Origin of the sequence: Novosphingobium hassiacum, assembly GCF_014196055.1 — a bacterium.
Lineage (GTDB): Bacteria > Pseudomonadota > Alphaproteobacteria > Sphingomonadales > Sphingomonadaceae > Novosphingobium > Novosphingobium hassiacum.
Window position 1 is genome coordinate 477,181 of sequence record NZ_JACICY010000002.1, and the last position, 12,030, is coordinate 489,210.

Genomic DNA, 12,030 nt, shown 5'->3' on the forward strand with positions numbered 1-12,030 from the left:
CCCCCCCAGCCCCTCCCGCAAGCGGGCGGGGAGCCTGCAGTCAGTCAGACTTCGTCGGCAGGCCGTCTTCCACACCCAGCTGCCACAGGATGAACGCGAACTCCTCGGCGGTTTCCTTCAAACTCTCGAACCGGCCCGATTTGCCGCCGTGGCCTGCACCCATGTTGGTCTTGAGGATCAGCTCGTTGCCGTCGGTCTTGAACTCGCGCAGCTTGGCGACCCATTTGGCCGGCTCCCAATAAGTCACGCGCGGATCGTTCAGCCCCGCCGTCACCATCAGCGGCGGATAGGCTTGTGCGCGCACCTGATCGTAGGGCGAGTACGACCGGATCAGCTCGAACGCCGCGCGGTCCTCGATGGGATTTCCCCATTCGGGCCACTCGCCCGGCGTCAGCGGCAGGTCGGCATCGAGCATCGTCGCCAAGACGTCCACGAACGGCACATGCGCCACGACCGCGCCCCACAGATCAGGGTCCGAATTGATCACCGCGCCCATCAGTTCGCCGCCCGCCGATCCGCCCGAAATGCTGATCTTGCCTTCCTGCGTGAACCCGCGCTCGATCAACCCGCGCGCCACATCCACAAAATCGTTGAACGTGTTGGTCCGCGCCTCCAGCTTGCCCGCCTTGTACCAGGCGCGACCCATGTCATCGCCGCCGCGAATATGCGCGATGGCGTAGGCAAAACCGCGATTGACCAAGCTCAGCCGCGTGGTCGAGAACCCCGGCCCGATGGCGATGCCATACGCGCCATAGCCATAGAGATGCAGCGGCCCACCGGCAGCACGATCCTTGCGCCACACCACCGACACCGGCACCAGCGTGCCATCGCGCGCCGCAATCTCCAGCCGCGCAGTCTCGTACAACGAAGCATCGTAGCCGCTCGGGATTTCCTGCACTTTGAGCAGGTTCAGGCTCCGCGTCGCCACGTCGTAATCGTACGAAGATGCCGGGCTGACCATCGATTCATAGCCGACGCGCAGCACCGTCATGTCCCATTCGGGATTGTCGCCCAGCGACGCCTCATAGCTCGCCTCGGGAAACTCGATCGGCTCGATCCGCGCGGGATCGTCGTAGTAACGGATCTCGATGCGATCCAATCCGCGCACCCGGCCCTCGACCACATAGAAATCGCGGAACAGCTCGAACCCGGTCAGGTAGAAGTCGTCCGAACCTTCGATCAGCGTGGTCCATTCGCCGGGGCTAGACAACGGCGCGGTGGCGAGGCGGAAGTTCTCGTGGGCATCGTTGGTGTGGATGAAAAGCACGCCATCGCGCTCATCCACCTCGTACTCCACACCCTTCTCGCGCGGCTTGACCAGAATCGGTGTGGCCAGCGGATCGCTCGTCGGCACCAGCCGCGTCTCGCCGGTTTCATGATCGCCGGTCGCAATGATCAGCCACTTCTCGTTGGCCGAAAGCGCCGCGCCGACGCGGAAGCCCTCGTCATCCTCGTGATACAGCTCGACGTCACTCTCGATCGGCTGGCCGATCCAGTGCAGCCGCGCATTGTCGGTCCGCCAATTTTCGTTCGCTAGCGAATAGACGAGGCCCGTATCGCCCGCGACCCAGATCAGCCCCGAGAGCGTGCCCGGAATCTCGTCGGCCAGAACTTCGCCGGTCGCGATCACCTTGATCCGCGCGGTGAAGCGTTCAGACCCGTTGTCATCCACCGCCCACGCCAGCATCGTGCCGTCTGACGAGACCGAGATCGCGCCCAGCCGGAAGTACTCAACGCCGTCCGCCAGCGCGACCTCGTCGAGGATCAGTTCATCCGCGCTGCCATCGTCGGCAGAGCCCACCGGCCTGCGCCACCACTTCTTGTACTCGGCACCTTCTTCGTACTCGATCCAGTACAGCCAGTTGCCGTCCTTCTGCGGGACCGACTTGTCGGCCTCCTTGATCCGCCCGCGCATCTCGGTGAACAGCGCGTCGATCACCGGCTTGCGTGCGTCCATGCGCGAATGGAACCACGCGTTCTCGGCCTCCAGATGTGCCAGCACTGCCTTGTCGGTCACTTCGGGATAGCCCGGATCGCGCAACCACGCGTATTCGTCGCTCACGGTCAGGCCGTGGTGCGTAAAGCTGTGTGGTTGCTTGGGGGCGACGGGAGGTGTGGCAAGTGTCATCCCTGCCATCTATGGTGCATGCATGGTGCCCGCAAGGCGGGCCGACACAGTTCAGGACAAGTCCCCATGTTGATGCACACGCATGAAGCCCGCCTAGACGCCCTGCGCAAGCAATTGGCCAAGGACGGCCTCGACGGCTTCGTCATCCCCATTTCAGACGAACATATGAGCGAATACGTTGGCGCCTATGCCCAACGCCTCGAATGGCTGACCGGCTTTGGCGGCTCGGCAGGCACCGCCGTCGTGCTGGCAAACGAAGCCGCGATATTCGTTGACGGACGCTACACGTTGCAGGTCCGCGATCAGGTGGACGGCAAGCTGTGGTCCTACGAGCAGGTTCCGCAGACCAGCATTGCCGCATGGCTTGGCCAACACGCACCGCGGGGTGGAAAGATCGGCTACGACGCCTGGCTCCACGCCAAGGGCTGGGCCGATGGCGTCGCGCAGGCGCTCGCACAACGCGAAGCCACGCTCGTGCCCGTCGCCAGCAACCCGGTGGACGCGGTGTGGCAGGACCAGCCCGCACCCTCGCTCGCCCCCGCCGTGCCCCATGCTGATGCGCACGCCGGCAAGTCTGCAAACGAAAAGCGCGCCGATGTCGCCGAATGGCTCAGCGCCAAGGGCCTCGACGCTGCGGTCGTTACCGCGCTCGATTCGGTCGCGTGGCTGCTCAACATCCGGGGCGCGGACGTCGATCGTACCCCGGTCGCGCTGTCGTTCGTCATCGCTCACGCCGATGGCACCGCCGACCTGTTCATCGCGCCCGAAAAGGTCACGCCAGACCTGACCGCCCATTTGGGCAACGCCGTCCGCATCCAGCCCCGCGATGCCTTCGTGCCCGCGCTGCGGGCGATGCAGGGCAAAAAGGTCGCGGTCGATCCCGAACGCGCGGTCGCTGCGATCTTCCAGGCGCTCGAAAGCGCAGGGGCAAAGATCGTCCCGCTGACCGACCCGGTCGTCCTGCCAAAGGCGATCAAGAACCCGGTCGAACAGGCAGGCCACCGTGCCGCGCAGGCCCGTGACGGCGCGGCCATCGCGCGTTTCCTGCGTTGGATCGGAGATGAAGCACCCAAGGGCGAGGTCACCGAACTCTCCGCCGCCGACCGCCTCCAGGCCTTCCGCGCCGAAGGCGGGCTGCTGAAAGACCTGTCGTTCGACACCATTTCCGGCGCAGGCCCCCACGGCGCAGTCGTCCATTACCGCGTGAGTGAAGAGACAAGCCGCACGCTCGAACCAAACAGCGTCTACCTCGTCGATTCGGGCGGCCAGTATGTCGATGGCACCACCGACATCACCCGCACCGTATGGATTGGCCCTGACGCCCCACCCGCCGAAGTAAAGGACCGCTTCACCCGCGTGCTCAAAGGCCACATCGCACTCGCGCGCGCAGTCTTCCCCAAAGGTACCGCAGGCAGCCAGCTCGACAGTTTCGCGCGTCAGTATTTGTGGCAGGCTGGGCTCGATTACGCCCATGGCACGGGCCACGGCGTCGGCAGCTTCCTCGCCGTCCACGAAGGTCCGCAGCGCATCGCCAAATCGGCGGGGGGGCAGGCCGGAACCGGTCAGGAACTGTTCGCCGGCATGATCCTGTCGAACGAGCCGGGCTACTACAAGACCGGCGCATACGGGATCCGCATCGAGAACCTCGTCCTCGTCGAGGCTCGCGAAATCCCCGGCGCGGAAGGTGAGTTCTTCGGCTTCGAAACGCTCACTTTCGCCCCGATCGACCGGGCTCTTGTCGATCAGGCGCTGCTCTTGCCGGAAGAACGCGCGTGGCTCGACAGCTACCACGCGCAAGTCCACTCAAAGCTCGCCCCGCAGCTCGCCGGTGATGACCTGGCTTGGTTGGAAGCCGCCTGCGCCCCCTTGTGAGCGGAACTATGTTCTTATAATGTTCTAGCGTCGAATCGATTGAAGGAGGATACCCATGATCGGATACGTAACCGTCGGCACCAGCGATCTGGCGCGCGCGGCAAAGTTTTATGACGCGATCGCCGCCGAATTGGGCACCGGCCGGATGATGGAGTTCGAAACCGGAATCGCCTGGGGCAAACCCGGCGGCGGGGCCGGCATCGGCGCGATGAAGCCGTTCGATGGGCAGCCCGCCACCGTCGGCAACGGCACGATGGTCGCGCTCGAAGCCCGCGACAACGCGCAAGTGGACAAGCTCTACGAAATCGCGCTCGCCAATGGCGGCAGCGACGAAGGTGCGCCCGGCGTGCGCGGTGGCGGCTTCTACGCCGCCTATTTCCGCGATCCCGATGGCAACAAGCTCAACGCCTTCACGATGGGGTGATTTACGCTGCCTCGTCATTGCTCCGCTCGCAATGACGAGTGCCTTGGATCAATTATGGCGCCAGACTGACAGCGGTGTGAACGGCACCTCCCGGGCGCGACAAATTGCGACACTAAACCGGTGTTCCGGGCATAGTCCCGCGACAACCCGCGCCTAGATAGGTGTCACAGGAACTGCGGTCGCCCCCGTCCAGTCCCCTCCTGAGCAAGGTTACCCCCTCTCCTTGCATCTCGGGCGGCGGCCGCAGTTCCTCCCTTTTTTGACTCATGGGAGCACACCACATGAAGAAGTTCCAACTCGCCGCTACAGCCGCCGTCATGGCGACTGCAACGGTCGCGCTTTATGCCGCAACGCCTGCCATAGCGCAGAAGATGGACGCCAACGGCGACAAGACCATCACTTGGGCCGAGGCCAAGGCCAAGTCCGACCAAATGTGGACCCGGATGGACGTCAACAAGGACGGCAAGCTCGATTCTGCCGATCGTGCGGCCAAGACTGCCGAACGCTTCGACAAGCTCGACACTGACAAGAATGGCTCGCTCAGCAAGCAGGAGTTTGCTGCAAAGCCCGGTCCTGACGGCATGGCTGGCCCCGAAAAGGGCAAACGCGGCGATCGCATGGGCGGCCACGGCAAGGGCGGTCACCGCGGCATGATGGGCGGCGGCATGCATATGATGGCCATGGCCGATGCCAACAAGGACGGCACCGTCACCCGCGCCGAATTCGATACTGCGACCAAGGCCCACTTCGACATGGCCGATGCCAACAAGGACGGTAGCGTCACCGCTGAAGAGCGCCGTGCCGCGATGAAGTCGATGATGGGCAAGATGGGCGGCATGCGCGGTCACGGGGGCATGGGCGCAATGGGTGATGGACCTCCGCCCCCGCCTCCTGCAGACTGAATGCCATGAACGACACGCCGATCCGCGTCCTCCTCGTCGATGACGAACCGGCCCTGCGCGAACCCCTGGCGGACTACCTTGTCCGTCAGGGGTTTGTCGTGACGCAGGCCGGCACAGCAGCCGAGGCCCGCAGCCGCCTGCTGGAGGTCGGCTGCGACATCGTCCTGCTCGACATCATGATGCCGGGCGAGGACGGCTTGTCGCTGTGCCGCCATCTGGTCGAAGCCAAGCGCCTGCCGGTCATCTTCATCACCGCCAAGGGCGAAGCGACCGACCGCATCGTCGGTCTCGAGATCGGCGCTGACGATTACGTCGTCAAACCCTTCGACCCGCGCGAACTCGTCGCGCGCGTCCGCTCGGTCCTGCGGCGCGCTTCCAAGCAGTCGAGCGAAATCGCCGATGCGGTGATCTATGAATTCGAAGGTTGGCGGCTCGATCCGTTGAAGCGTCGGCTGGTCGATGCCGAAGGCGCGGTCGTGGCCATATCGTCTGCAGAATTCCGACTGCTGATGGCCTTCCTCGATCACCCCCGCCAGGTGCTCGATCGTGACCGGTTGCTCGATATGGTCCAGGGCCGCGAGGCGCATCTGTTCGACCGCGCGATCGACAACCAGATTTCACGCCTGCGCCGCAAGATCGAGGTGGACAGTCGCAACCCGCAATTGGTCCAGACCGTGTGGGGCGGCGGCTACATGCTCGCTACCGAAGTGCGCAAGCGCCCGCCAACGACCACCGAGGCGTGAGCGGCTTGCGCAACTTCCACCTCAAGCTCTGGCCACGCAGCCTTCAGGGCCAAGTCCTGCTGTCGATCGCGCTCGCGCTGCTCGTCGCGCAGACCATTTCGGCCGTGCTGATCTGGAAGGAACAGAGCCAGCGCCGCGAATCGCAGCTCGTTAGCTCCGCTGCATTCCGCCTGCTTGGTCCGCCACCTGAAAGTCGCCGCGCCGAAATGCGCCGCGAACGCCGTAGCGACGATGCCGACCGCAGCCCGCCCCCCTTCCGACTCAACCGAAGCGACGTTTCTCCCCGGCGCGAGGGTGAACGCCGACTGGAGCACGTCGAGCATGAGTTAGCCGAGGTCCTTACGGCGCAGGGATTTGACGCGAACGAAGTGATCGTGTTCGAACGCAATCCGCTGCACGATCCGCTCAGCCTCGGCTTCATGAAGCGCCACCGCCGCGAACTCGCGGTGCTTTCCGACGAGCCTATGCCCCGGCTGGTAATCGCGTCGGTGCGGCAAAGCTCGGGCGAATGGGTGTCGACGCGCGTATTCAGCGAAGGCGGCGAGATGCGCGTGCTCGCGCCGCTGGTCGGACAGACCATCGTTCTCTACTTCGTGCTGGTCGGCGCGATGGCGCTGATCCTGCGGCGCATCGGCAGACCGTTGAAGGCGCTGACCCGCCGGGTCGAGGACTTCGCGGGCAACCGCACCATCGATGGCCAACTCGAGCCCGAAGGCCCGGAGGACATCCGCGGCCTGATCGTCGCGCACAACGCGATGGAAGCGCGCATCGCCGCCATGCTCGATGAAAAGGACGTCATGCTCGGCGCGATCGGGCACGATCTCAAGACCCCGCTCGCCGCTCTGCGCGTGCGCATCGAGGCGGTCGAGGATGATGTCGAGCGCGGGCGCATGGCCGCGACGATCGAGGACATCAATCGCTCGCTCGACGATATCCTCTCGCTCGCCCGCGTCGGCCGGCCCTCCGATCCGCTCGAGCCCAACGAACTCTCCGCGCTCGTCGCCGACGTGATCGGCGAATTCGAGGACATGGGCGAGGCGGTGGAACTCGGTGAGACTGACCGCGTCGTCGTGTCGATCCGCGCCACCTGGCTGCGCCGCGCGCTCCGCAACCTCGTCTCCAACGCGCTGCGCTATGGCAATCGCGCCCGCATCTCGCTCAAACGCGAAGGCCGCAACGCGGTCCTGCGCATCGACGACGACGGCCCCGGCATTCCCGAAGGCGACATCGCGCGGATGATGGAGCCGTTCACCCGCCTCGAAGCCTCGCGCAACTCCAGCACCGGCGGCACCGGCCTCGGCCTCACGCTCGCGCGCGCCATCGCCGACCAGCACGGCGGTACCCTGACGCTCGCCAATCGGCGCGGGCCGACCGGCGCAATCGTCGGGCTGACTGCAACCATAAGCCTGCCGGTCGGTTAACCACCCAGTCACGCGCCGAATCTTAGTCAACGACGCTGATCGTCACGGATTAGCCGTTCGTCGAAAGGACTCGCGAAGCCGTGGACCGGTTGCTAGTGCAACCAAACTTGATTGCGCCGGGGAGTTCGTTTCAGCATGCGTACCATTTCATTTGTATCAGCGATTGCGCTGTCCGTTGCCACCGCCGCCATCCCGGCCGTTGCGCAACAAGCTCCGGCCAACCCTTCGGCAGCCGCCGGCGTCCACACCGACCTCCCCCGCGTCGCGCACCCGTCGCACTACACCATCTCGGTTACGCCCGATGCGAAGAACCTGACGTTCTCGGGTACGTCGTCGGTCGATCTCGAAGTAACCGAGGCGACTCCGTTCCTGACGCTCCACGCGCTCGATCTCAAGATTTCGTCGGCCACGCTGACACCCGCAGGCGGCGCGGCCATGCCGATCACCATCACGATGGACCCCGCCAGCCAGACCGCGAAGTTCACTGCCGCGCAACCTCTGGCGCCGGGCAAGTATCGGCTCGACACCGTCTACACCGGCGTGATCAACACCCAGGCCAACGGCCTGTTCGCGCTCGATTACCCTGACAAGGTCACCGGCAAGGAAACGCGGGGCCTGTTCACCCAGTTCGAAGCGCCCGATGCGCGCCGCTTTGCCCCGATGTTCGACGAACCGATCTACAAGGCCACATTCGACCTCTCGGCAGTCGTCCCTTCCACTCAGATGGCCGTCAGCAACATGCCGGTCGCCAAGGAAGAGGACCTCGGCAAGGGCCTCAAGCGCGTCACTTTCGGCACCAGCCAGAAAATGTCGTCGTACCTGCTGTTCTTCGGCGTCGGCGATTGGGAGCGTCTGTCCAAGGAAGCCGCACCCGGCGTCCAGGCAGGCATCGTCAGCCCTAAGGGCAGTGGCGAACAGGGCCGCTTCGCGCTTAACGAACTCGCCCCGCTGATCCCGTTCTACGCCGAATACTTCGGCCAGCCCTATCCGCTGCCCAAGATCGACAACATCGCAGCACCTGGCCAGTCGCAGTTCTTCTCGGCCATGGAGAACTGGGGCGCGATCCTCACGTTCGAGCGCATCCTGCTCGACGATCCCGCCATCACCAGCGCGGCTGCGCGTCAGAACATCGTCACCACGCAGGCCCACGAAGTGGCGCACCAGTGGTTCGGCAACCTCGTCACCATGGCGTGGTGGGAAGACCTATGGCTGAACGAAGGTTTCGCCAGCTGGATGGAAACCAAGGCCACCGCGCACTTCCACCCCGACTGGTTCCCGCTGCTCAACCGCGTCGATGGCCGCGAACAGGCGATGAACCTCGATGGCTTCAAGACCACGCACCCGATCGTGCAGGAAATCAAGACGGTCGACGAGACCAACCAGGCCTTCGACGCGATCACCTATCAGAAGGGCGAGGCGGTCATTTCGATGCTCGAAGCCTACGCGGGTGAGAGCGTCTGGCGCGACGGGCTGCGCAACTACATGCGCGACCACAAATTCGGCAATACGCGGTCGAAGGACCTGTGGCAGGCGGTCGAAAAGGCCGGTGCGCCGGGCCTGACCTCGATCGCCACCGATTTCACCACCAAGCCGGGCATCCCGCTGGTCAAGGTCACCGGCCTCACCTGCAAGAAGGGCGTCTCGACCGTCTCGCTGCAGCAGGGCGAATTCAGCATCGACCGCAAGGACGAAGTCGCCGCCAAGCCGACGATGTGGAAGGTCCCGCTGCTGGTCTCGGCTGGTGGCGAACCCGTTCGCACCATCCTCGAAGGCGGCAAGGGCACGGTCACGGTCAAGGGTTGCGGCCCGGTCGTGATCAATTCGGGCCAGCTCGGCTACTACCGCTCGCTCTATACGCCCGCGATGCTCGCCAAGCTGACCGCCGCGATGCCGACGCTTCAGCCGGTCGACCAGACGGGTCTGATCCAGGACAACATGGAGCTTTCGACCCGCGGCTACCAGCCGCTGGCTCCCGCGTTCGATCTGCTCGCTGCGGTCCCGGGCAACGCCAACCCGATCGTCACCGGAACGGCATTCGGCGAATATGTCGGCGCATGGCGTACGCTAGAAAAGGAACCGGCGGCGCAGGCCAAGCTACTCACCCGCGTTTCAGGCACGTTCAAGCCGCGCCTGATGTCGCTGGGCTTCGAGCCAAAGGCGGGCGAGAGCCTGCCCAACGCCGATCTGCGCGCGACGCTGATCAGCGGCTTCGGCACGATGGGCGATCCCGATGTCGTGGCTGAGGCGCGTCGTCGCTTCACGGCGCTCTCGGCCAACCCCAAGGCGATGGACGGCCCGCTCAAGACCACCTGGCTCAACATCGTCGCGCGCAACGCGACCAAGGCCGATTGGGACGCGATCCGGACGATGGCGGCAGCGTCCACCAGCGCGGTCGAACGCCAATACCTCTACACGCTGCTCGGCCGTCCCTCCGATGCTGCCCTTGCCAAGGCGGCGCGCGATCTCGCGCTGACCGACGCACCGGGCAAGACCACCAGCGCGGCCATGATCGTCGCGTCGGCAGGGCTGCACGCCGATGAAACCTACGACTTCGCGCTCGCCAACCGCGCACGGATCGAAGCCCTCGTCGACGCCCAAAGCCGCGTGACCTTCATTGCCAGCCTCGCCAACAGCTCGACCGATCCAGCCATGATCGCCAAGCTGCAGACGTTCAAGGCCAGCGTCCCTGCCGAAGCATCACGCCCGGTAGACCGCGTCATCGGCGGCCTCACCGAGCGCGCCAAGGCCCGCCCGCTGTTCGTCAAGGGCCTGACCGACTGGCTCGCTGCGAAGAAGAAGTAATGCCCTGTTGAATCCCCCTCCTCTTCAGAGGAGGGGTTAGGGGTGGTGGCGATGCTGGAAGCATCGCTCGCGAAGCGACTTCGGGTCAGGTGGCGAAACACCACCCCCAACCCCCTCCTCTGAAGAGGAGGGGGCTTACGGTTACCGCAACAACCCGCCCATGATCCCGCGCGCAAAGCGCCCGAAGGCCGCGCCGCCGATCGACGTGGCAATCGTGCCCACAACGGCAGTTACACCCGACGCCATCGGCGCGGCGCGCGATTTCTTGCCCGTGATCTTCGCCGCGATCACCGCCCCTGCCGAAGACGCCACCGCACCCGCAGCAGCCTTGCCGGCACGCTCCCACATTGAAGGCGATTGACGCGGCGAGGCCCGCTGCGCTTCCTCGCCTTCCTCCTCGACCTGCTGCGCGGCAGCCGCTGCATCCGATGCCTTCTGCGCCAGCACCTCGGACGCGGATTCGCGGTTCACAGCGGTATCGTACTTGCCCTCGAACGGGCTGATCGACTGGATGATTGCGCGTTCCTTGGGGCTGAGCGGACCCAGCCGCGAACGCGGCGGCGCGATCAGTGTGCGCTGCACGACCGAGGGTGAGCCATCCTCGTTCAGTGTCGACACCAGCGCCTCGCCCACCTTCAGTTCGGTAATGACCGTTTCGACATCGAGATCCTTGTTGATCCGGAACGTCTCAGCCGCCGCCTTGATCGCACGCTGATCGCGCGGCGTGAACGCGCGCAGGGCGTGCTGCACGCGATTGCCCAACTGGCCCGCGATCTTCTCCGGAATGTCGATCGGGTTCTGCGAGATGAAGAACACGCCGACGCCCTTCGACCGGATCAGACGCACGACCTGTTCCACCTTGTCCATCAGCGCATCGGGCGCAGCCTCGAACAGCAGGTGCGCCTCGTCGAAGAAGAACACCAGGATCGGCTTTTCGGGATCGCCGACTTCGGGCAGCGCCTCGAACAGTTCGGACAGCAGCCACAGCAGGAACGTGGCGTAGAGCTTCGGGCTCTGCATCAGCTTCTCGGCGGCCAGTACATTGACCATGCCGCGGCCCTGATCGTCCACCTTCAGGAAGTCGTTGATCTCGAACGCAGGCTCGCCGAAAAAGCGGTCCGCGCCCTGGCTTTCGAATGCCAATAATTGCCGCTGGATCGTGCCCACGCTGGCCTTGGACACATTGCCGTACTTGCCAGAAAGTTCGCTGGCATTCTCGGCGCAGGCCATCAACACCGATTGCAGGTCGGGCAGGTCGATCAGCAGCAGGCCGTTATCATCGGCATAACGGAACGCGATGTTGAGCACGCCTTCCTGCGTGTCGTTCAGCCCCATCAGCCGTGCCAGCAGCAGCGGCCCCATTTCGGATATCGTCGTGCGGATCGGGTGGCCGTTTTCGCCATAGAGGTCCCAGAACACCGCCGGATTGTCGGAATAGGCATAGTCGGTGATGCCCAGTTCCTTCGCCCGCGATTCCAGCGATGCGGCATGCTTGAACGTCGGGCTGCCGGGCATCGAAATGCCCGCAAGGTCGCCTTTCACATCGGCCATGAACACCGGTACGCCACGGCTCGAAAATTGCTCGGCAATGCCCTGCAGCGTCACCGTCTTGCCGGTCCCGGTGGCCCCCGCGATCAGCCCGTGGCGGTTGGCGCGGCCCAGCCGCAGCACTTGCCGCTCACCATTGGAAGCCAGACCGAGGTAGATGTCATCCATGCCGTGTGTCCCATCCGTTTGC

General features: G+C 64.7%; 8 protein-coding genes. 6 read left to right on the forward strand and 2 right to left on the reverse strand.

From position 1 onward, the window contains the following. Nucleotides 1-40: 40 nt before the first annotated feature. Entirely contained in the window at nucleotides 41-2,137 is a 2,097-nt protein-coding gene (locus GGQ88_RS07050; protein ID WP_183612402.1) for a S9 family peptidase, read from the reverse strand. Between the two features lie 57 nt (nucleotides 2,138-2,194). On the opposite strand from GGQ88_RS07050, the gene GGQ88_RS07055 reads away from it, so the two are divergent. The 6 genes from GGQ88_RS07055 to GGQ88_RS07080 all read left to right on the forward strand — a co-directional run bounded on the left by GGQ88_RS07055 (nucleotide 2,195) and on the right by GGQ88_RS07080 (nucleotide 10,292). Next, nucleotides 2,195-4,000, forward strand: coding sequence for an aminopeptidase P family protein (locus GGQ88_RS07055; protein WP_246385587.1), 1,806 nt, complete (start codon nucleotides 2,195-2,197; stop codon nucleotides 3,998-4,000). Between the two features lie 55 nt (nucleotides 4,001-4,055). Beyond that, nucleotides 4,056-4,424, forward strand: a complete 369-nt coding sequence (locus tag GGQ88_RS07060; RefSeq protein ID WP_183612403.1) for a VOC family protein — start codon at nucleotides 4,056-4,058, stop codon at nucleotides 4,422-4,424. 281 nt (nucleotides 4,425-4,705) lie between these two features. After that, on the forward strand, nucleotides 4,706-5,326 hold the full coding sequence (locus GGQ88_RS07065) for an EF-hand domain-containing protein (protein ID WP_183612404.1): 621 nt from the start codon (nucleotides 4,706-4,708) through the stop codon (nucleotides 5,324-5,326). Between the two features lie 5 nt (nucleotides 5,327-5,331). Then, complete coding sequence (locus tag GGQ88_RS07070; protein ID WP_183612405.1) at nucleotides 5,332-6,069, forward strand: response regulator; 738 nt, start codon at nucleotides 5,332-5,334, stop codon at nucleotides 6,067-6,069. Beyond that, nucleotides 6,066-7,490: a sensor histidine kinase gene (locus GGQ88_RS07075; RefSeq protein ID WP_343057115.1), complete on the forward strand. Its 1,425-nt coding sequence runs from the start codon at nucleotides 6,066-6,068 to the stop codon at nucleotides 7,488-7,490. Before GGQ88_RS07070 ends, GGQ88_RS07075 begins: the two co-directional genes overlap by 4 nt. 135 nt (nucleotides 7,491-7,625) lie before the next feature. Then, entirely contained in the window at nucleotides 7,626-10,292 is a 2,667-nt protein-coding gene (locus tag GGQ88_RS07080) for a M1 family metallopeptidase (RefSeq protein WP_183612406.1), read from the forward strand. Between the two features lie 141 nt (nucleotides 10,293-10,433). On the opposite strand, the gene GGQ88_RS07085 is transcribed toward GGQ88_RS07080, so the two are convergent. After that, the gene (locus GGQ88_RS07085) at nucleotides 10,434-12,008 is read right to left on the reverse strand and encodes a helicase HerA-like domain-containing protein (RefSeq protein ID WP_183612407.1); all 1,575 of its coding nucleotides are present in this window, start codon (nucleotides 12,006-12,008) and stop codon (nucleotides 10,434-10,436) included. Nucleotides 12,009-12,030 lie beyond the last annotated feature (22 nt).

Excerpts from the sequence above, each read along its gene's own strand:
- GGQ88_RS07050 (WP_183612402.1), bottom strand. The coding sequence starts at position 2,137 with ATGGCAGGGATGACACTTGCCACACCTCCCGTCGCCCCCAAGCAACCA.
- GGQ88_RS07055 (WP_246385587.1), top strand. The coding sequence starts at position 2,195 with ATGTTGATGCACACGCATGAAGCCCGCCTAGACGCCCTGCGCAAGCAA.
- GGQ88_RS07060 (WP_183612403.1), top strand. The coding sequence starts at position 4,056 with ATGATCGGATACGTAACCGTCGGCACCAGCGATCTGGCGCGCGCGGCA.
- GGQ88_RS07065 (WP_183612404.1), top strand. The coding sequence starts at position 4,706 with ATGAAGAAGTTCCAACTCGCCGCTACAGCCGCCGTCATGGCGACTGCA.
- GGQ88_RS07070 (WP_183612405.1), top strand. The coding sequence starts at position 5,332 with ATGAACGACACGCCGATCCGCGTCCTCCTCGTCGATGACGAACCGGCC.
- GGQ88_RS07080 (WP_183612406.1), top strand. The coding sequence starts at position 7,626 with ATGCGTACCATTTCATTTGTATCAGCGATTGCGCTGTCCGTTGCCACC.
- GGQ88_RS07085 (WP_183612407.1), bottom strand. The coding sequence starts at position 12,008 with ATGGATGACATCTACCTCGGTCTGGCTTCCAATGGTGAGCGGCAAGTG.